This is a genomic window from Wolbachia endosymbiont of Litomosoides brasiliensis, assembly GCF_013366805.1.
Lineage (GTDB): Bacteria > Pseudomonadota > Alphaproteobacteria > Rickettsiales > Anaplasmataceae > Wolbachia.
The window spans coordinates 21593-43523 of the sequence record NZ_WQMO01000006.1 but is presented as its reverse complement, the minus strand read 5'-3'; the positions used below and the strand labels follow the sequence as shown (position 1 = coordinate 43523).

Here is a 21931-nt window from a genome sequence, read left to right as displayed (position 1 = left end):
TATAACAGGTGCTATTATGCCATTATTACCAAGTATTTTCCAATTAACCAAGCAGTCGTTGTAGTACAAGACACATTCAAAGTTCCTTATAATTTATTTGCCTGCTCCTTCTCAAATATATATGCTACCACAAATAATCTCTTATAACATTAATATTAGTTTATTCTTTCAAAGAAACCCCCTTCTTGAAGAGAAAATGGCAAACTCTTTGTCAGGTCAATTATTAATGTGAAGCTACGTTTTAACTTTAATACCAATTCTCATTATTAGTAGGCAAAATAATTGATATTGCAGAGTTGTTTAATTGCGAGGTGAGAAGGAAAGGTAATAAATTTGCACAAAGCGCTCTCAAGCAAAGCAATTGTATTACAGACTTCATCACGCAAAACGTTCTGTTTTATACACAACCAAAGTTTCTCAATTTGTTTAAGAAATATATTCATATAATCGGCGTTGACATTCAGCATAAATAAGCTAGAACTCTCTCCATTTCTAGGATTAACTGCACTATAGAGATAAAAATTTTGTCTATCTAATTTTACTTTAACCTGTGTTTTAACGCCCTTTTAAACCACCAGCGTCCAATTCTTGAATTGGCGCAAACTATAATTCATCAAAGATAAATAACTCTTTTTACATATTACGGTGCACTGTAGACTCACTGACATTTAAGCTAATCTTCTAAATTTTAGGTGCTCTATTCATTAGTTTTGCAACATTATCTGTTATTTCACACTTCCTTCGGCACCTTTTTTATTGATTCTACGACCTTTTTACCCAATAATTTTGACTTCAATACTATCACTGCAATTTATTAGCTTATTAACAAATTTGACACTATCTATTTATTTGTGCTATAATTTTAATAACGGACTAATTATTCTAGTGAGGTATATAATGAAAAATATATTAAAAAAAACTAGTGCACCTTATCTTGTAGGTAGCGCTCTAGCTATTGGAGCTTTACTAACACTAGGAGTGTTTGCTGTGGCTCCTTATGTTGCTTTCTCAGCTCCAGTCGCAGCGTTAAGTGTTATCCTTCCACTTATTATTGGCGGTGCTGTATATTCCGCTGTAGTTATTGCATTTTCATCTGCAGCAATTAGCAAAAACAATACTATTTCTGAGAAAGATGCTAAACTTGCTGGGAAAGATGTTTTAGTGCAGGCTCAAAAGGAAAGGGGTTCTGAACAGGAAATCCGTCTTGCTAATAAGCAAGAGCAATCATTTAAAGAAGAGGGTAATTTGAACTACTTAGATCTTGGGGTTCCTTCTAGCAGACAAGGGAAGAAAGCTAATGGTTTAGATTCTTTAGATCTTGCAACTTCTAGAAATTTAAATGATTTAGAAGATGAATTATATTTTGATGCACAAAGCCAAAATACTGAGGGTTCCAGCACAGAAAATCAGCTAACTGAAGAAGGAACCAAAGTTAATGGTTATTTTAATCAAGCAGTGAGCGCAGTTAATTGGCTTGCTGATCAAGCAATAAAAGTTATACCCTATTAGCTGCGAGTTATTTGCCTTGCGTTTTTCATAACTATGCTATCACTCCTAATATCAGCATCGTTTGATGATGTTAACGTAACTCAACCATTTGTTATTGATTCTGGTATAACTAAATCTTAAAGCAAAACAGTAGAAGGAATATTATGCGATCTCTACTCAATCTTCAGAAAAACAGGCGTAGGTTTAGGTAATGTAGTGCCTGAATTTACGCACGCGTCGCACAGAGATTTAAAATCTCGTTGTTCCTTCGGGATTCGCAATTGGTCGAGTATCACCTCTGCTGACCTCGGGACAATTGGCTGCAATAGAATGCCAATTATCCTTACATATTCCAGTAGTTTATAGATTACTAGATTCATGCGCTCTCTGTCAGTTTTGTTCAGTATCCAAGGTGCGCTTTTATCTATATAAGCATTAGCTTCGGAAGAAATGTTGATAATTAGAAGTATAATATGGTTAAATTCATACTTTGATAAATGATCCATTACTTGATCGGATATAGCCCTATAATTTGGAAGGCCTTCCTCACCTTTAAGTAGGCTTTGGTCAACTATTGGTACAACTCCAAAGCATTGTTTATGTAAAAATGAAATTGTTCTTTGCACTAAATTACCTATATCATTTGCAAGTTCTGAATTTACTCGGCTGATCATGTTCTTCTTACTAAAATTACCATCCTGGCTGAAGATTGCTTCCCGAAGGAGAAAATAGCGTAGCTGATCAACATCAAACTCTTTAGCTAAACCAATTGGATCTACGACATTACCGAGAGATTTGGATATCTTCTTCCCCTCATTTAACCACCAACCATGAACTGCAATTTGCTTTGGCAGTGGCAAATCTGCTGCAAGGAGAATTGCTGGCCAATATACAGCGTGAAAGCGTAATATGTCCTTACCAATTACATGAACGTTAAAGGAGTTATTAGCTAAATTCGATGTCATCCCAGCGCGTGATGCTGGAATCTGTATTTTCTTTTGGACCTCAGTGTCAGCTACTTGGATGACAGACTGTGATTCTACCCAAAATTTTTTATATTCTTCATTTTCCGTGTTAGGAAAACCTATTGATGCAAGATAATTAGTTAATGCGTCTATCCAGACGTAGATTATGTGTCTGTCATTCCCTGGCACTTTTATTCCCCAGTTAAAACTAGTGCGAGAAATTGAAAGGTCAGTTAGTCCTGATTTTACAAACGATATCACTTCATTTTTTCTGCTTTTAGGAAAGATAAAATTTGGCTGATTTTTGTATAATTCTAGTAATTTATCTTGCCAACTCGATAGACGAAAAAAGTAACTCTCTTCTTTTACCCATTCAACCTCAGCCCCTGTTGGTGCTTTGCCATCTATCAGTTCCGATCCCTGATAAAACGCCTCATCGCGGACTGAATACCAACCCGAATAGGAATCCAGATATATTTGTCCCCTCTTTTCAAGCCTATCCCATAAAGCTACAACTGCTCTCTCGTGACGTTCTTCTGTGGTGCGAATAAAATCATCATATTGAAAATTCATGAACTCAGCTAATTCCCTAAACGAAACGCTCATTTCGTCTGCAAATTCCTTTGGATGCATTCCCTTTGCTTTAGCTGCTTTTTCGATTTTTTGCCCGTGTTCATCTGTACCGGTAGTAAATTTAACATTTTTTCCAGCTAGCTTCATAAACCTGGCTGTAACATCACAGATAAGGAAAGTATATGCGTGACCAATGTGCGGCTTGTCGTTTACGTAATATACTGGCGTGGTGATGTAAAAATTTTTGAATTGCTCCATTATCTAGTGCTTAAAGCCCTATTGTATCTACACTAGCAATAAAAATCAATAGGCCACCGGATTTCATTGCAAGTTCTACGAACCTATAATAGTAAAAGCGGTTAAGCATATTCAATATAATCTTTTAAAAGAAGCTATTCACTAAAACTTAATTGAAATAAAAGATAATTAAGTGCAAAATTGAAGATCATGACAAAAATAAAGGGAAATTTCCCTGTTTATCTTGTTCATAATTCTGATTCTCTTTGATATACTTGATGATCAAGCTGATGAGAAATAAACATAACATATAATGCAGTAAGTTACATTCATGGATAGGTAAACTACTTTTTACAATAGTAAAAATTCAGTGCAAGCTTGTTTGCAATACTTGGAAGAATGTCTTAGCCTGCATTTTTCTCGTTTAGCATGTTTGAAGCTTGCTGCCTTTATGAGGAATAAATGATGCAAAATGGAAAGTGTTTTTCTGTTCCTTAGTATGAATTTGGAGTCAAGGTGGTTATGAAATTCCTGAAGGCGGAGTAGACTATATTCCTAGATTAGCGTCCAATAACAAGAAAAAATGTGTTGATTCTTCTTCACCACTTCGTAAATAAAGATGGCACTTTCATAAGTAAAATCTAACTACTCATTACACCACAAAGTATATAGTTAACATCCACACCTTTAGTTAAATTCCACTCACTCTTTATTACGTTATATTCCATACCAGCCATGTCCTGTAGTGTTACATTGCCTTCTCTTAGGTGATTTGCAATCTCTGATGGCTTGAGAAACTTATTCCAATTATGTGTACCTTTCGGCAGCAAGTTTAATATGTACTCCACACCAATTATTGCAAGACAGAAGGATTTAATAGTTCTATTTATAGTTGATATAAATACCAGTCCCTCTGGTTTCAATAATCCTATTGCTTTTTTCATAAAAAATTCTAAATTATCCACGTGCTCAACTACCTCCATCAACAAAACCACATCATACTTTTTGTTATTGCTTAGCTCTTCAATACCGGCGTGTATGTATTCTATATCTAACCCTACTTTTTTTGCATGTGATTGTGCCACTTTTATGTTTTCTTCACATACATCTATTCCTAGAACGTTAATACCAACACGTGCCATCGATTCTGATAAAATACCACCACCACACCCAACATCAAGCAATGATAATTCTTTTAGATCACATTTCTTTAACTCTTTTATCTTCTTGATAATGTAAAGCACTCTCACAGGATTCATCATATGTAATGGCTTGAATTTGCCATTTTCATTCCACCATTCACCTGCCATTTTAGCAAATTTTGATACCTCATTTTCGTTATAAGTTTGTGTTTTTTTTTTCTTACTAGAAGAGACTATATTGCTGAGTTTATCAAGACGTTTTTTATGTCTACTTTCTTTTGAAAATTCCGTTTCAAGGAATTTTTTGACTATATCTTTTGCTAATCCACTAGCAGTAAATCTTGCGCCAAGACACAACACATTTGCATTACCATGTTCTCTAGCTAATCTTGTGATTTCAACACTATTACATAAAACAGCATGTATTCCTTTAAAGCGATTTGCTACGATACTCATACCTAGACCTGTACCGCAGATTAATATTCCATAATCCGCTTTTTTGTTTGCTATATCTTCTACAATTTTAACAGCATAATCCGGATAATCTACACACTTTTGCTCAGCAGCGCAGCCACGGTCTAGCACTTTATAACCCAGAGTTTCCAGGTAAGGCTTTATTTCTGATTTTAATTCATAACCAGCATGGTCTGAAGCAATTGATACTATATCTAACATATAAGAAACTAATCTTGCATGGCTTAAAGACATCTCATATGGGTAATTCATTTTAAGTTTTCTGTCAAGCCATCTAATGCTCCTAATATTTTTAAAACTCTGAAACTTAAAATAAATTTTGAGCCAAATATGAATAAATTCTGTATAATTTTTGTCCTACTACTAATTCAATAAGATGGACTATATAGATAGTATAAAATCAAGATTATTATTATCCGATATAGTAGCCAAGAAAGTCAGGCTAACAAAAAGAGGAGATAGTTTTGTTGGACTCTGTCCATTTCATAACGAAAAAACACCGTCTTTTTTGGTGAGTAATACTAAAGGATCGTATCACTGCTTTGGTTGTTCGGCTCATGGTGACATGTTCAACTTCATTTCACAAACTGAGGGACTGAGTTTTAAAGAAGCATTGGAAAGGCTGGCATCAGTTGTAGGCGTTGAGTTACCTAAAAATCTTAATGTCACTAAAAAGAACGGCAAACTGCTTTCAACGCTAAATTTAGCTGCAAGTTGGTTTGCACAAAAAAATCAAGGAGTTATAGTTTATCTAAAGCAACGCAAGATTTCGCCTGAAATCATAGATAAATTTAAGGTAGGTTATGCACCAAGTTCTGGTTTGAAAGAATATTTAAACTCCTTAGATATTAAGGACGAAATTCTAATTGATGTTGGATTAATAAATAAGAATTCTCGTGATTATTTTTGCAATCGTCTGATATTTCCTATATGCAACATCGCAGGAAAAGTTATCGGTTTCGGAGGACGCGCGCTGAGTTCCAAACAACAGCCAAAATATTTAAACAGCCCAGAGAGCCAGTTATTTAAGAAAAGGGAAAACCTATATGGGTTAAACTTTGCTTTAAGTGAAATACGTAAAAAACAGCATGTATTTGTTGTTGAGGGATATATGGATGTGATAGCACTGCATCAAACAGGAATTAGCAATACAGTTGCTCCATTAGGTACTATAATTTCTGCAGAACAAATAAAAAATCTATGGAGATTTGCCAAAGAAATTTCCATCTGTATGGATGGTGATAGTGCTGGACGCAATGCTGCAATCAGAGTTGCGAAACTTGCTCTGCCAATATTAGAGCTTGGATATACGTTAAAGTTTGTGACTTTGCCAACTGATAAAGATCCATACGATGTATGTAATGAGCTGAAATATAAGAAAGAAAGCATACTCTCTGCGTTCGACCATTCAACAAAACTTCATTCTGAATATTTATGGCATCACATAATCGATAGCAATTTGCAAAACTATGAGAAACTTGTCCCAGAAAAATATTCAACTCTTGAGCACAAGTTCACGCAATATGTCAATGCCATCAGTAACAGCAGTATTAGAAGGTATTATAGAGATTACTTTTACACTAAGGCTAGTGAGCTAAGAAATAACTTTAAAAAGCAGATTTTTAATAATAAAACAAGAGTAAGAAAAAATGAATATCTTTATAATAAATCTCCAGAGCTAATTGAAGCAGAACAAAATCAAGCCATAATTCTACGTATAACCCTAGAATTTCCTGAAATCTTGAACTACCCTATATATTTTGAGCAATTTTCCCACTTTGAATTTACTAATGCGAAAACAAAGAGATTGCAACAGCATATAATTAATGCAGCAAATAGTGGAAGTGAGCTCAACAAAGAGGTTCTATTACAAGAGCTAGAACAGTTTAACATTGATGTAACCATAAAGTTTATACTTGAAAAGACTAGCGTACTAAATAGTCAATTGAACGATAAAAAATCTGCGAAAATTGTATGGAATAACATAATATTACAGAAAGAATTAAATGCATTACAAAAAGAAAGAATCGAAGCAAGGTTAGGAGGTGATTTTGACTTAGAGAAAAGACTAATAGAACAAATAGAGCAAATAGAAAGTAATATACGAGAAATGCAAATGGAGTTTATTCAAAAATAGATTGCTATATTTTTAGATTATTTGCCGTTTTTGTTGCTCTCTATGCTAAGTAATAAAACAATAGACTTCTCATAGAAATGCAAAAAAATCTACTTGACAAATTTCAACAACCCCATTACCGCAGCGGCAAGGGTATTTTTGACTCACAGCTTGTTTTTGATCTGCACAGGTTCAATAACAAAATTCAGTAAAAAATTTAAGAGACTTTTTAGCAGATTACATTAAATCATGGTGGCCGCATGTCTCTTAAAATTTTCCTATGTGCAGCCAAATCGCGCTTAAACTAAGCGTTAGCATTATCACAGCGCTTGTTTTTTTTATCAAGTAAATTTCTTAAATGTTTGCGGCTAAACAAAAATCGTCATTCCGCCACTTGTCACTGATTATGAGATCATGTACAGGTTCTAACACTAATTCTCACTGTACAAGGAACAGATAGACAATAGTAGAGAAAAAGCCGTACCGAAGCGAGTTAAATAGTGATTTAAATGGTATTGAAATCAAAATTATTGGATAAAAAGTTATATAATTAGCAAAAGAAATGCTAAAAAAGTGCGAAATAACACACATGTTACAAAAAAAATAAATGCTGTAATTGCAGCAAAAAAGCACAGTATAATAGCCGTAGTAAAAATATGTCGCATTTCAAAAATAGCATTAACTACATGGATAAAGCACTAAAATTTGGAAGAAAAGAAAAATTGTTGTTCCCCTTCAACGTCGTAGAAAAACTAGATTAAGTCATAGCTAATTTGAATAAGCCAAAGTATGTATACAAGAAAACCTTAAATATTACCCATCAAAGAAATGAGAATAACAATCCAGGAAAAATTTGGCTTGAATGTCAACAAGTTTAAGTACACCGTAATATGCAAAAAACGAAGTTTTCATATACTACGCCAAGACCAACTCACAATGAACAAGATAAAGGTAGACAGGAAGAATTTTAAAAAACTTAATGAGATTATTGATAGCATCCAGAACAAAAGTTATTCATCTTTGATGAATCGCGGTCTGGCACACATTCGAAAGTTGGATACAAGTGCCTTAAAGGGCATTAGGACATGGGTTGAAGTAAAATTAGGTAGACAAAATTTTTACCTCTACAGTGTAGTTAACCCTGAAAATGGAGAGAGTTCTATCTTATTTGCACTGAATGAGAATGCTTTGTACAAATTTATTACTTCTCTTTCTCACTCTGCAATTAAACAACTCTGTAATGTCACTTATTTAACCCACCACAATGAGAATCAGTATAAGATAGTCCATGGCTATAACATCTGCAATACAACCTCTTTTAACAAAAATTCAATTAATTCCTGTAATAACTATACTAGCTGAAGTAAAAAGCGGAGGGTTATTAGTGAGGAAGAATATAAACATTGAAAATATACAGCAAGAATTTTTTCCTTTATTTGATAAAGTAAAAAGGGAATGTGATCCTATTCATAATGCTAGGGTTAGTTTTAATATAGCAAAGTCTTTAATAGAACGTGGTGCCAATTGGAACAAAGATGAAGTATATGAAGTTCTGCAAGAAGAGTTCAACAAGATGGAAAGAGCTCAGCAAGAACTTGAAAAAGAAGCAGAAAGAGTGTTAAGTAGATATATTATTGATGATGATGTTAAAGGCATCGTTAAAGGAGTTTCAATATACGGTAACCACGCAAGTATTACGCTGGGAGACAATAAGAAAGAGTTTAAAATAAGCGAATTTTTAAATAGTGGTTTTTGTCAGAAGAATGGGATTTCTGGGTTTTCAACGTTGCACAGTAATGGAAAGAGTGAAATGCATGGTTTTGTTACTGAGGAAGGAGAAGGAAAAGATAAGAGAAAAGTAAGGCATTATGTCGTAATCGATGGTTTATATGAAATGACTTTGAATTGGTATGATAAGGAAGGGAAAAAGTGTACTATCAAGATTAATATTGATGCCAACGGCATAAAATTTATTGAAGGTAATATGACCCAAGAGCAATTAAAAGATTCGTCAAAAGCAAATTGGGCTGTAAAAATAGGTGGTTTATTCTTACATGAGATAGAATTTAGGAAAACAAGAGAGAATGAAATTAATACGTCATTTAAAACTGCAACAAAAATTGTTAATAGAAGCATTCAAGTTACTGATATAAATCGAGAGGTTGGGTCTCAGAATGCAATGACCAGTACTACAAATTCTCATGCGCCTGCTAAAGGAAATACCCTTACATTTGGGTATACTTTACCTAGAAGCCAAAGACCAGATGATTTGCATAAGAATGAGCAAATACTTGATAATCAGCAACAACCCGAAACTCAGCAACAAGATCAGTCATACTCTAGACTACAATTTGGTAGCAAAGATGATTTAGACGCAAAAGGTATACAACCTAGTGCATTTTCTGACGATGGTGACAAACCTATCACAGTACCAAGTAAATCAGTTGGTAAAGAATCGAAAAGTATTCAATCTACTAATCCATCTGATCAAATGATAGATGAGCTAGAAAAAGTGTTGAAAAAACTAGATAAAGAATCAGAAAAAACAGCGCAACAAGTTGCTGAAGGAAGCATCTCTATTGACAAGCCTCTATCTTCAGTTAGCATTAATGGAAATAATGTAAATAACCTAACCTTATTTAAGGAGCTTGAGCAAAGACTAAGTCAAAAGAATTATGGGTTAAAACAAATCAGCTCCAAGGTACGCTATGTTAGTCCACAAACTAAAAAATACCCAATAGAAGCTGTACTGCTGAAAGACAGTTCAACAGGCGTGAAAACAATGGCAGAAGCTGCCACTAGTGCACAGCCACTTTCTACTTATTCGCCAAAAAATGTAGGTGATTCTGGTTATTTAGCATCAACTTATACTAACCACTATAATTCTCAGGTTCCTGAACAGTTAAAAACGAGTCTAATGAATGCTAAAAAAAGCAATAACGCTCTACTTACAGAATTTGCCAGCAAGTTGGATAAGGAAACTCAAAAGTTTCCATTCTTAGAAACTGAATTGCTAAAAGACAGTTTTACGGATATAAGAAAAGCGGTAGAACTAAAAAATGCTAACACTAGTTCAACTATTAAAAATAGAGAGCTATATAAATTGCTAGAAAAAGATAAGGCACAACTGAAAGTTGGAGTAATAGAAGAAATAGTAGAAGGTGCTTCAACAGAATACACTGATATTTATGATCGAAACAGAATCACATTAGGCAATAAAAACAGAGAATTACTTTGGACTAAATATGTTAAGAAACGACAAGAAAAAGGTAAAAGTATGTCAATATAAATTGAGGTTAAAGTAATTACTTAGCAAACAATAGGTTTCATGTAATGGTAATCCTATAATAGAGGAATAGGAGCCACGTAGAAACAATACGAATATTCCAGCTAAGCCTTGCATATTGCACCCCCCTGCCCTATTTTTCCATTCTTCTGATGCTAAATAGTACTTAATTTCTTGTTCACTCAGACGTTTAAATTTTACTATTGTAACTACAGTTCTGACATGTTGTCTGGATCGATCGGGAGTTAATAAACACACACTGGTATATACCCTATGCCTTCGTCCTGATAACAAACGAATACATTTCTCTGCTTGCTCGATGTCTTCGGCCTTGCGCAAGATTCTTCTACCACAAGCAACTACTGTATCAACACCGAGCACAAAATAACTTGGATTTGAACTTTGTATTTTCTCAGCTTTGCTTTTTGCCATGCGGATTGAATAATCCTTTGGAAGTTCCTTTTTTAAAGGAGTTTCATCTATATCTGCTGGCAAAGTTAAACCTGGCTCAACATTTATTTGTTTTAGTAAAGCTATACGCCTTTCTGATGATGAAGCAAGAATAAGGTTATTTAGAGATTGTTCTATCACCTATACCTTTAAGCCTTCTGGTTATCCTACCCTTTTTCACATTCCTATCGTAAATGCTCATCTCTACTAACACTTTATCTCCAATAACGATGCGCACTTTACTTCTTCTTACTTTTCCCGATACATGACAAATGATCTCATGTCCGTTGTTCAACTTCACTCTAAATTCTGCTGCGGGTAATAAAGCAGTTACTGCTCCTTCCACTTCAAAAAGTGTTTTCAATTTTTCGTCTTTTACCATTTATTACATTATAGTTCAACAATCTATGTCAGTCTATCATAGATCTCAAAGAATATAAAAGACCTTTTGGACTATTCTTCTACCATTTAAGTTTTTCTCCTCTGGCTATTAGTGGCTCAGGTACTAGCACGCTATCAAGAATTTTCACTTAGCTTAACTGCACCTTTTGCCTTATCCAACAACCCATTGATGAAACCAATTTCACTTAGTTTATCAAGTAAATCAGATGCAATATTAGTATACTCATTGATAACAACTGGAGCTGGCGTATCACAATTGGCCAATTCACATATTGCAGCACGCAAAATAGATAAGCTTATGAGATTTAACCGTGAAAGAGACCAGCTTGGATGTAAATAATACTCTATTATTTTATCATATTCTTCACTGTTCCTTATAACTTTATATAACAGTTTTTCTAAGAATTGATGATCAAATTCTTCGCATTCAAAAATATCTGCTAATTTACTCACACAGTTTCTAAGCTCACAGCTTTCCAAGCCAAAAGTGTTTTTGTCGTAACCTATAAAAATATTTGAGTAAGCAACTTGCACAGCAAGAAATCTCGCTGCACTTCTTTTTGTACGCCACTTTTTTTCCACATGTTCTTCCTCCATCATCTCAATCTATCATATAAATCCACCATATGCAAAACAGCCGAGGCTGCGTGACCACCAATGTTTTTTTTACCTTTATCAGCCCTTACTAGAGCTTTGTCTTTACTATCAGCGGTGATTATACCCATACCAAGAGGTACTATGTTATGCATAACAACTTCGTTCAAGCCTTCGATCACTCCTTTACAAACATATTGATAATGATCTGTCTCACCACGAATTATACACCCGAGAGCTAAATAACCATCATAATTAACGCGCTTACTCTTGACTGCAAAAAGAATCGCTGCCGGTATTTCAAATGCACCAGGAACCTTAATTATATTGTAACTGACATTGCTGCCTTTTAATTTATCTGTTGCACCTTCAAGCAAAAGGTTTGCTATTTTAGTATAATAAATTGAATTAACTATTAGTATTTTCAACATTTATTTCCGCCCTTTTTGTTAAAAACAATTTTATCAATGACTGCTGAATTAAAGTTATAACATTACTAAATATCCAATATGTTATCAAGCCTGCAGGAAAAGAAGAGAAAATGAAGATAGAAATGTAAGGAAAAAACTCCATAACACTTGCTTGAATATCATCTTTGTTGGTCTGATCTTTTTTGCTGATCTTCTGCTGAATTATTATGGTAATACCCAAAATTATAGGCAAGATACCTATAGAAATAGGGAAGTTATAATTAAATAACCCAAATAACGTAAAAATGTTCGTTGGATCAGGGGCTGAAAGATCCTTGATCCATAAATAAAAAGGAGCATGTCTCATTTCTATAGTAACAAATAATACTTTGTATAAAGCAAAAAATACTGGTATTTGTATTAATATAGGAAGAATGCTTGACATTGGGTTCACATTGTTCCTTTTGAACAATGCAATTGTTTCTTTATGTTGCTTTAAGCTATCATTTTTATATAACTCTTTTATACGAGCTACCTCAGGTTGCAAGCTTTTCATCTTAAACACTGAAATATGTGATCTATTGGATAAAGGAAGCATAAAAAGCTTAATTACTAAAGTCAGCAACAATATTGCTAAGCCAAAATTCTTTAAAACGAAGTTAAAATATTCAAGCAGTAAAAACACCGGCTTGGTTATAAAGTAAAGAACGCCAAAATCTACAGCTTTATCAAATAAAGGTATGTTGAGGGTGCTTTTATAGTAATCCAGCAAATTCAGCTTTTTTGCTCCAGCAAAAAAGTAATTCACATTAGAAGCACTGGTACCAGAAAGTATATTCTTGTAAGGTTTAGCAAAATCCACTTGAAATTTATCAATACCGTTAGCACTCGTATGTTTAATGCTTACATTTGTTTTGTCAGACCTTTCAGGTATGATAGCTGTAAGCCAGTATTTATCAGCAAAACCAAACCAGTTTTTTTCACTTGTGCTTGTTTTTATTAAATGTTTCTTAGCAATATTTTTATATGTCCACTCTTCTAGTTCATTATCAAATGCACCTAGCACTCCCTCATGTGATATCCAATAAGACTCGTTAATACTATCACGTTTACGGTTAATCTTACCATAAGGAACCAAAACTATATCACCCTTTGTGTTATTTTCAACAACTTGCTCAACTTTAAACATGTAGTTATTATCAAGGCTAACTCTCATCCTAAACATAATACCATTTTCATTATTCCAAAATAAATTGATTGCCTTTTGGTTAGTCAGTTCAGTTTTATCTGCTTGCCAGACCGTCTTGGAATCTGGAACTTTGACCTTACCACTTGGATCAAGCCATCCAAACTCTGCAAAATATACATCTTTTGATTCTGCAGGTGACAGCAATACTACCTGTGGGGAAGAAAGATCTGGTTCTAAGTGGTAATTCGTTAAAATCAAGTCATCAAACCTTGCACCTTTTAAAGAAATTGACCCCTTGACCATATTATTGGTCAAATTAATCCTTTGTCCTCGAGTAGAATCAATAATTTCGGAACGGCTTTGATGTATTATAGGAGCAAGATCGTTAAAAGACTCTATGTGTTCAATATTTTCAATTGATGGGTGATTTTGGTCTGCATTGAGAAAGTTATAGTAAATAATGCGCCAAGATATCATAATCAATATGGAAAGGATAGCTGCCAAAACTAGATTTCTTGTTTCTGACATAAAACTTAAGCTAAATGTATCTCCTTAAAGTGTATACTAAATATTGTACCAAGACAATAAAATCTACTTATTTTTAATAATAACTTTTAACGCTAATCTTTGAAATTTATTTTAATGGCTCAAATTTAATAGGAAGAAAGTACAAAATAACGCATATGTGCAAAAAAAAAACAAATGCTGTAATTGCAGCAAAAAGCATAGTATAACAGCCGTAATAAAAATCTGTTGCATTTCAGAACAGCACTGACTACATGGATAAAGCACTTAAAATTTAGAAGAGAAGGAAAATTGTTTGCCCTCAACGTTGTAGAAAAACTAGATTGTGAATCAGATCTAACAAGTTGAAGTATGGATACAAAAAAGCCCTAATATTACACACATTAAAGAAATGAGAATAAGAATCCAGGAAAAACTTAGCTTGAATGTCAGCAAGCCTATAGTACACCGTAATATGTAAAATTTGCACACATTTGAGAGTCGGACACAGGTATTTTAGAAAGGGCGTTTTTGCACCGAAATGTCACCACTGATTATATAAATGTATTTCTTGAATAAGTGTCACAATATTTAAGAACACGAGAAGCCTTTCTTGTCACGAGTTATACTAATTAGCATAAGTCAAAAGATTTAAAGGTACCTAAAAATATTGAGATTATATACCTACCACCATGCTCGCCCGAGCTCAATCCTATTGAGCGATCTTGATTGTATATAAAACAGAACATTTTGCGCAATAAAGCCTGTAATACAATTGCTTTGCTTGAGAGCGCTTTGCGCAAATTTATTATCTCTCTTTCCTACTCCGCAATTAAATAACTTTGCAATGTCACTTATTTGACCCATTAATAATAAGAATCAGCATTACTTCAGCATAGCTTCTTTCCCATTATTGCTTATCCGTCCCTTGTATAGTGGGAACTGGTATTATTAAGACCCTACAAGTTAATATAGGAGCAGAGATAAACATTGCAGAACAAGTGCCAATTAAAATACCAAAAAAGACAATCAAGCTAAAATCCCTGACTGCATCCGTACAAATTAATGTCAAAGGGATAGCAGCAAGAAGGGTTGTACCTGAAGTTAAGACAGTGCGAAACAATGTAGCATTAATACTTGCATCTACTATATCACTCATCTGCCTATTTTTACCACTCTTTTGATATTCTCGAATCCGATCATATATAACTACTGAATTATTGATTGAATAACCAATCACAGTAAGGAGAGCTGCAACTAATGAAATATTAAATTCAATGCCAGTCAGGCTGATAAAACCAACAGTTAAAATCACGTCATGAATCAGTGCTATTGTTCCACCAAATCCACACTGCCAATTAAATCTAAACCAAATATAAAAAAATATTCCAACAACTGCAATGAACATGGACAAAACCCCTTCAAGTATCTGCGTTGAACTTATTTGTGGGCCAACGTAGTCTGTTCTACGGTAGCTTATTGAGCCACCCAGCCTTTCTTCCAGTATACCTTTGATCTTTTTAATTTTATTCTCATTTCCTTCTTCTTTAAAACGCATGACTAAATTACTACCAGCTTTTAAACTCTGCACCGTAAAACCACTTTCTTTTAATACATCAAAAATAGCATGATCTTTGCTTGAAGATTTTATTTCCATCAAAATTCCACCTGTAAAGTCTATACCTAAATTCACTCCACGTAACACAACAATAAAAAGCGAAAAAATGACAAGAATAATGCTAGTTAATGTAGTCAATTTTCTATATTTACTGAACTTAATATTGAGATTACCTGGAGTGAATCTAACTGCCATGTTCTTTATTTAAAATTGAATTTTATATACTTTTAAAAAGATTCACTAGTATATTCTGTAGCTTGGCCATACTAAATCTTGTTTTTCTTACAGTTAAGCACCTCAAGTCATACAATTTTATCAATTGATAAGCCAGATACCAATTTCTCATTACTAGTTAGTCAAATAAGCTGCATTGCAGAGTCGTTTAATTGCGGAGCAAGAAAGAGAAGATAATAAATTTGCACAAAGCCGCTCTCAAGTAAAGCAACCAATAGAATTGAGCTCGGGCGAGCATGGTGGTAGGCATATAATCTCGATATTTTTAGGTACCTTTAAAATTTTTAACCTATGCTAACTAGCACAATCCATGACAAGAAAGGTCTCTCGTGTTCTTAAATATTGCGACACTTATTCAAGAAATACATTTATACAATCAGTGGTGACATTCCCGGTGCAAACAAGCCAGAACTTTCTTTATTTCTAAGATTAACTGCACTGTAGAGATAAAAATTTTGTCTACCTAATTTTATAACCTGTGTTTTAACACCCTTTCTAAAATACCCGTGCCTAACTCTCAAATGTGTGCCAACTTTGCATACTACGGTGTACTATAGACTTGCTGACATTCAAGCTAAGTTTTTCCTGGATTCTTATTCTCATTTCTTTAATGGTAATATTAGGATTTTCTTGCATCCATACTTCAACTTGCTTAAATTGACCCCAATTCAATCTAGTTTTTCTACGACGTTGAGGGAGAGTAAACAATTTCTCTTCTCTTCCAAACTTTGGGTGCTTTATCCATGCAGTCAATGCTGTTCTTAAAATGCAATATATTTTTGCTAAGGTTGTAACACTATACTTTTTGCTACAATCACAGCATTTAATTTTTTTGCACATGCATTATTTTGTACTTTCTTCAGCGTTTCTTTTGCTGATTCCACGGCTTTTTACCTAATAATTTTGATTTCAATGCCATTTAAATCACTATTTAACTCACCTCAGTACGGCTTCTTTTCTATACATTGTCTATCCGTTTCTTGTACAGTGAGAACTAGTACAAGATCTTCTCAATAAGGGTAAGGCAGCAAGGAATGAGCCAAAAGCGATAAGAAAGGATCCAACCCAGATTATAGGCATTCCAGGCTTGTAGTATACTTTAGTGGCAATCTTGTTCTTATTTTTATCAATCTCGCCAATTACAACATAAATATCAAAAAATAAATTGTGGTAAATACTGCTTTCAATATTTTTCTGACCCTCCACAAGATAAAATCTATATTCAGGAGTCACCTCACCCAGTATCTTGTTGTTCAACAAATTCCTAATATCCATTGTGCCTCTCACTGCATGGAAATTCCTCTTTCTTACAAATTCAGTATTTCGTAAAGTAACTTTGAATTTATTGACTGTTATGCTATCCCCTATTTTGAGGTAATCTTCTTTTTTTTCTTGCCAACCAATTGAATAGGCTATACCGAGCACTAGAACTGCTACTCCAGCATGAGCTAACATCATGCCATAGTAAGACTTAGAAACTCTTTTTGCTAATGAAATTGATTCACCAAACTTCACCTTAAACAAATGAATTCTTTTGCTGTATGCTTCCAAAACAAAGACTAATAGTGCCATAGAGATGGTAATTGATAGCACAATTATTAGGTCCATGTGAAAGATAAACGGTAAGCTGGCTGCAGCACTACAGAACGAGAGTCTATATTCATGGAATATTGGCAACAGACTATTTCCCTGCCAACGGCAGTATTGTCCTATCATGGTGAGCACTAGAATAGCCAGTACAATAGGGTTAAATAAAGAATTGTAGTATGGTGCTCCAACTGAAATGAGTTCACCGGTTAAATACTCAAGCATTGCAGGGTATAAAGTGCCAATAAACACGATAAAAAAGGCAGTAATCAATAATAAATTATTCATCAGCACCATCGTAAAGCGGGAGAAAACAGGAAAGTTTTGCTTTGGTGTGTTCTTTGGTGTCATACCAGCGCATGATCGCATATTTCTTCCCTTGATCTCAATATCAGCTACTTGAATAATAGGTGGTAACATAAGAGATCCACTCTTTTTCGCAAATACCACAAATATTGCTAAGCTACTGGCTGTAATGACGCCAAGTAAAGCTAGTATATACAGGCCATATTTTGGATCATTTGCAAACGTGTGAACTGAAGCGAGTAGTCCAGAACGTACTAAAAATGTTCCAGTTACACTCAATATAAAAGTTGTGAGCGTAAGTAAAATAGCAAAGTTCCTTAAAACATTAAAATTTCGCACCACGAGCAACAGATGTGTCAACGCTACTGCAATTAACCATGGCATTAAAGAAACGTTTTCTACTGGATCCCAAAACCAAAATCCACCCCAACCAAGTTCACGGTATGCCCACCAACTGCCAAGGCTAATGCCCAAGGTAAGCAGTGACCAAGAAATAAGCACCCAGGGTCTGACAATTTTAGCCCAAATATTTCCTTTGATGTTTGTAATTAACCCGGCAATAGAGAGCGAAAAGGGAACGCTAAATCCGAGGTACCCCAAATATAATATTGGCGGGTGAATGGCAAGACCTATGTCTTGCAATATTGGATTAAAACCAAGGCCATCTGTTTCCATGCTTGGCATTTTAGTAAAAGGATTGGACTTAAGTGAAGTAAACAGCAAAAAACAAAAGCAGATCAAGCCTTGAGTGATCAAGGATACTTTCTTCAATCCGCTATTATCACCAATAAAAATATCCATCAGAAATAGGTAAAAAGTAAGCACCAAGGTCCAAAGCAACATGGACCCCTCTTTATTTCCCCAAACGCCACAGATTTTATAGATCAAAGGTTTTGTCGTATGAGAGTGGTAATATGCATTTTCGAGTGAAAAATCATTTGCAATGTGGCAGTAAATCAAAATAGCCATTGATGCTGATACACAGAAGAATATGGCAGTGGTAATGAATAGGCAAGAATTGAGTGGTAGAAATAGATATGTTAAGGATAACAAGCAGGATAATAGTAGCAATATATTCCCAAACTCAGGCATAAATCATAGTTATTTGTATAAACAATATTACTAACAACAAGCTACAAGTTAAAGTTTTAATATAGGAACAAAGTATGAAAAAAATTCCTCGACAAACCTTGTCAGCTTTCTCACCGCAATACTGAAGCCACTTATTTATCTTCAACCTGTGTAGATAAAATGACAAAAAAACTTAACGTAGCTGGTGCCCATATGTACCTCATGTTTTCTACATTGTCAGTTAGTGCTATAAATCACACCTACTGAGCGCTTAAAAAACATTGAAAAACGCCAACATTATAAAATAGTAGTGAGTAATTAGTTAACGAGGTTCCTTTCCCCTTTTTCGCTTGGTAAATTTCTTAAGCATTCATAGCTAAAGCAACTTAAAAGTACCTAGCGTTTAAAACTTCTAAAAACTAGTTTGCCCTGTTTTTTGTTTGGCTCAGGTTGTACAAGAAGTCTATATAATAGCAAGTAAAATTAAATATTAATACCAATTATCAGAGATAAAAATTTTTTCTACCTAACTTTACTTTAAATATGTGTTCTAACGCCTTTTTTAAACTACCCGCATCCAATTTCGAATGTGTACCAAATCGCAATTCATCAAAGATAAATAACTTTTATTCAGGATACTTACCAACAGTCTTATTAAGTTTTTTTTAACTCTTCCTACCTACCCTTATCTTGTTTTTTATGAATTAGTCTTGACGCAATACACGAAAACTTCATCTTTTGCACATTAAGTGTAATATAGACTTACTAACATCCAAGACAAATTTTTCCTGGATTCTTATTTCTTTAATGGTAATATTATGGTTTTCTTGTATCATCCATACTTTAATTGTTCAAATTGACTCTAATTCAATCTAGTTTTTCTATGATGTTGAGGGAGAGTAAACGACTTTTCTTCTTTTTCAAATTTTAGGGCTTTATCCATGCAGTCAATACCGTTCTTGCTACGGCTGTTATACTGTGCTTCTTTGCTGCAATTACAGCATTTAGTTTTTGTGCAACATATGGACCATTTAACCCTTTAGCACTTCCTTCGCCAATTCCACGACTTTTTCATCCAATAATTTCAATTTCAAAGCCATTTAAACCTTGCTATTTTGCTTACTTCAGCATGGCTTCTTTTCCATTACTGTATATCTGTTCCTTATACAGTGGAAATTGATATTAATACGGAAACAAAAGGAGCTAAACTTTTTTCACAATTTTCTATCTACCATCCCTCACACCGCTTAGCTGAACTGATACATAGCTAACATCGGAAATCTAAGAAAAAAGAAATATGAATGCCAGTGTCAAGCGCTGGTATAACAGAGTAGAGGGTGCAGTACAGAGTGACGGAGACAATACAAGAAAACATTAGCTATGTTCTTTTTACAACAATACACCTTTTCATCCCTGCTAAATCATACATGTATTCCCGAAAAGCTAGCTCGTATGAGGGAACTATTTTGTCAATATCACTTTGATCTTCACCTATTTCTAATATTGCAAACCCATTTTTCTTAAGGCACCTTCTTAACATTGGAAAAATACTCAAGTAACAGCTTAAGCCGTCAATTCCACCATCAAGAGCAACTTTTGGCTCCTTTCGCACTTCAGCTTGCAGGTCTTTTAATCTGCTTCTTCTGATGTATGGAGGATTGCTAATTATAAGATCGAATAAGCCTCTGCACTCTGTCCACAAACTTGGAAATACTTTAGCTCTGCCAAGTAGATTATGTTTTTTTATGTTCTGATAGGCAACTCTATATGCTTTCAAGCTTTTTTCAAAACCGACACCAATAGCATGTTCATATTCACTAAGTACGGATATCAACAAACAACCTGTGCCTGTACCAAAATCTGCAACTTCTATTTTCTGTTTCTTGTTTGGATAATATTTTAACACTGCTGAGACTAGTACTTCACTATCTGCTCTTGGGTCAAAAACATGACGATTGACTATAAAATTTTTACTCCAGAATTCACGTTTGCCTATTATTTGTGATATTGGGTACCTTTCTGCTCTTTTTTTCGTTAATTTCCAAAATAGCTGTTCTTTCTCTATCGGCACTTGATCAGCATGGTTCATAACTATGAATGACCTTTCTACGCCAAGAACATGTTGCATGATGACTTCACAATCCAAATACGGTGACTCAACTTTATGCGATGATAATAGCTTTGATCCCTCTTGAATTAGAGTGCTGATTGTTTTCATTATTCTCAAAATTTGGCCTTTTTAATCATATGCAAACATTGTAATTTGAGCCTACTAGAAAAATATTGCTTTTTTCTTGTTACCCTAGTGTCACATACAATAGGTGGCGCACCTTGTGGGAAGTATAAAATCTAAGTTAGAATAACTGTATTAGATCTCAGTGTCAAACAGGTTACACCAATTCTCATTGTAATGAGTCAATAAGTAACACTGCAGAGCTGTTTAATTGCGGAGTAAGAAAGAGAGGTAATAAGCTTGCACAAAGCGCTCTCAAGAAAAGCAATTGTATTATAGACTTTATTACGCAAAACGTTCTATTTTATATACAATCAAAGTCGCTTAATAAGCTAGAATTCTCTCCATTTCTAGGATCAACTGCATTGCAGAGATAAAAATTTTTTCTACCCAATTTTACTTTAACATGTGTTCTAACGCCTTTTCTAAAATATTCGAGCCCAACTTTTAAATGTGTGTCAACCGCAATCCATCAAAGATGAATAATCTTGTTTATAATATTTACCAACAGTCTCATTAAGTTTTTTAAAACTCTTCCTATCTATCTCTATCTTGTTTATTGTGAATTGGTCTTGGCGTAATATACGAAAACTTCATTTTTACGTATTATGGTATACTACGACTTGCTAACATTCAAGCCAAATTTTCCATAGATCCTTATTCTTATTTCTTTAATGGTAATATTATGGTTTCCTTGTATCCATACTTCAACTTGTTTAAATTGAGTCCAATTCATCTAGTTTTTCTACAACGTTGAGGGAGAGTAAACAATTTTACTTCTCTTCTAAATTTTAGTGTTTTATCCATGCAGTCAATGCTGTTCTTGAAATGCAATATATTTTTGCTAAGGCTATAATACTATACTCTTTACTACAATTACAGCATTTAGTTTTTTTTTGCACATATGCATTTATTTTGCACTTTTTTCAGCGTTTCTTTTGCTGATTTCATGACTTTTTTATCCAATAATTTTGATTTTAACGTCATTTAAACTTCACTATTTTACTTACTTCGGCATGACTCTTTTCCATTGCTGCCTATCCGTTCCTTGC

General features: G+C 34.1%; 17 protein-coding genes and 4 pseudogenes. 8 read left to right on the top strand and 13 right to left on the bottom strand.

Features of this window, described 5'->3' with window-relative positions:
• Positions 1–311 precede the first annotated feature (311 nt).
• Both GO684_RS02070 and GO684_RS02065 read left to right on the top strand, forming a co-directional pair.
• A complete protein-coding gene (locus tag GO684_RS02070; protein WP_175938476.1) occupies positions 312–473 on the top strand; it encodes a hypothetical protein in 162 nt (53 codons plus the stop codon).
• Positions 474–897: 424 nt separating this feature from the next.
• Complete coding sequence (locus tag GO684_RS02065) at positions 898–1509, top strand: hypothetical protein (RefSeq protein ID WP_175938474.1); 612 nt, start codon at positions 898–900, stop codon at positions 1507–1509.
• Positions 1510–1661: 152 nt separating this feature from the next.
• Here GO684_RS02065 and metG read toward each other — a convergent pair whose 3' ends face one another.
• Both metG and ubiG read right to left on the bottom strand, forming a co-directional pair.
• Positions 1662–3284, bottom strand: a complete 1623-nt coding sequence (gene metG / locus GO684_RS02060) for a methionine--tRNA ligase (RefSeq protein WP_175938472.1) — start codon at positions 3282–3284, stop codon at positions 1662–1664.
• 620 nt (positions 3285–3904) lie between these two features.
• Positions 3905–5080: a bifunctional 2-polyprenyl-6-hydroxyphenol methylase/3-demethylubiquinol 3-O-methyltransferase UbiG gene (gene ubiG, locus GO684_RS02055; RefSeq protein WP_175938470.1), complete on the bottom strand. Its 1176-nt coding sequence runs from the start codon at positions 5078–5080 to the stop codon at positions 3905–3907.
• A 175-nt stretch (positions 5081–5255) separates the two neighbouring features.
• Here ubiG and dnaG point away from each other — a divergent pair, with 175 nt between their 5' ends.
• The 4 genes and pseudogenes from dnaG to GO684_RS02040 all read left to right on the top strand — a co-directional run bounded on the left by dnaG (position 5256) and on the right by GO684_RS02040 (position 10284).
• Complete coding sequence (dnaG, locus tag GO684_RS02050) at positions 5256–7016, top strand: DNA primase (protein ID WP_175938468.1); 1761 nt, start codon at positions 5256–5258, stop codon at positions 7014–7016.
• 488 nt (positions 7017–7504) lie between these two features.
• A pseudogene (locus tag GO684_RS06130) lies at positions 7505–7714 on the top strand (IS630-like element ISWpi10 family transposase); the annotation flags it as partial.
• 217 nt (positions 7715–7931) lie between these two features.
• Positions 7932–8357 carry a hypothetical protein gene (locus tag GO684_RS02045; protein WP_175938466.1) on the top strand — a complete coding sequence of 142 codons (426 nt, stop codon included), beginning with the start codon at positions 7932–7934 and terminating at the stop codon, positions 8355–8357.
• Positions 8284–10284: a hypothetical protein gene (locus GO684_RS02040; RefSeq protein WP_218939036.1), complete on the top strand. Its 2001-nt coding sequence runs from the start codon at positions 8284–8286 to the stop codon at positions 10282–10284. The genes GO684_RS02045 and GO684_RS02040 overlap by 74 nt, the downstream gene beginning before the upstream one ends.
• Here GO684_RS02040 and GO684_RS02035 read toward each other — a convergent pair.
• The 5 genes from GO684_RS02035 to yidC all read right to left on the bottom strand — a co-directional run bounded on the left by GO684_RS02035 (position 10276) and on the right by yidC (position 13854).
• Positions 10276–10872: a Maf family nucleotide pyrophosphatase gene (locus GO684_RS02035; protein WP_175938464.1), complete on the bottom strand. Its 597-nt coding sequence runs from the start codon at positions 10870–10872 to the stop codon at positions 10276–10278. The two genes, GO684_RS02040 and GO684_RS02035, sit on opposite strands and share 9 nt — an antisense overlap.
• Complete coding sequence (infA, locus tag GO684_RS02030) at positions 10850–11113, bottom strand: translation initiation factor IF-1 (RefSeq protein WP_175938462.1); 264 nt, start codon at positions 11111–11113, stop codon at positions 10850–10852. The genes GO684_RS02035 and infA overlap by 23 nt, the downstream gene beginning before the upstream one ends.
• Before the next feature lie 134 nt (positions 11114–11247).
• Positions 11248–11730: a transcription antitermination factor NusB gene (gene nusB / locus GO684_RS02025; protein ID WP_175938495.1), complete on the bottom strand. Its 483-nt coding sequence runs from the start codon at positions 11728–11730 to the stop codon at positions 11248–11250.
• On the bottom strand, positions 11730–12158 hold the full coding sequence (locus tag GO684_RS02020) for a 6,7-dimethyl-8-ribityllumazine synthase (RefSeq protein ID WP_175938460.1): 429 nt from the start codon (positions 12156–12158) through the stop codon (positions 11730–11732). The genes nusB and GO684_RS02020 overlap by 1 nt, the downstream gene beginning before the upstream one ends.
• On the bottom strand, positions 12136–13854 hold the full coding sequence (gene yidC, locus GO684_RS02015; protein WP_175938458.1) for a membrane protein insertase YidC: 1719 nt from the start codon (positions 13852–13854) through the stop codon (positions 12136–12138). Before yidC ends, GO684_RS02020 begins: the two co-directional genes overlap by 23 nt.
• Before the next feature lie 133 nt (positions 13855–13987).
• On the opposite strand from yidC, the pseudogene GO684_RS02010 reads away from it, so the two are divergent.
• A pseudogene (locus GO684_RS02010) lies at positions 13988–14670 on the top strand (transposase); the annotation flags it as partial.
• Positions 14671–14740: 70 nt separating this feature from the next.
• Here the strand turns inward: GO684_RS02010 and secF are convergent.
• Positions 14741–15643 carry a protein translocase subunit SecF gene (gene secF / locus GO684_RS02005; protein ID WP_175938456.1) on the bottom strand — a complete coding sequence of 301 codons (903 nt, stop codon included), beginning with the start codon at positions 15641–15643 and terminating at the stop codon, positions 14741–14743.
• Between the two features lie 175 nt (positions 15644–15818).
• On the opposite strand from secF, the gene GO684_RS05990 reads away from it, so the two are divergent.
• The gene (locus GO684_RS05990; protein WP_410543308.1) at positions 15819–15980 is read left to right on the top strand and encodes a hypothetical protein; all 162 of its coding nucleotides are present in this window, start codon (positions 15819–15821) and stop codon (positions 15978–15980) included.
• 212 nt (positions 15981–16192) lie between these two features.
• On the opposite strand, the gene GO684_RS05985 is transcribed toward GO684_RS05990, so the two are convergent.
• From GO684_RS05985 to GO684_RS01985, 5 genes and pseudogenes are all read right to left on the bottom strand, one after another.
• Entirely contained in the window at positions 16193–16522 is a 330-nt protein-coding gene (locus GO684_RS05985; protein WP_410543307.1) for a hypothetical protein, read from the bottom strand.
• Positions 16523–16651: 129 nt separating this feature from the next.
• A complete protein-coding gene (locus GO684_RS01995; RefSeq protein WP_175938454.1) occupies positions 16652–18667 on the bottom strand; it encodes a heme lyase CcmF/NrfE family subunit in 2016 nt (671 codons plus the stop codon).
• Between the two features lie 877 nt (positions 18668–19544).
• A pseudogene (locus tag GO684_RS06125) lies at positions 19545–19746 on the bottom strand (hypothetical protein); the annotation flags it as partial.
• A gap of 278 nt (positions 19747–20024) precedes the next feature.
• Positions 20025–20864, bottom strand: coding sequence for a peptide chain release factor N(5)-glutamine methyltransferase (gene prmC, locus GO684_RS01990; RefSeq protein ID WP_175938452.1), 840 nt, complete (start codon positions 20862–20864; stop codon positions 20025–20027).
• A gap of 197 nt (positions 20865–21061) precedes the next feature.
• A pseudogene (locus GO684_RS01985) lies at positions 21062–21866 on the bottom strand (winged helix-turn-helix domain-containing protein).
• Positions 21867–21931 lie beyond the last annotated feature (65 nt).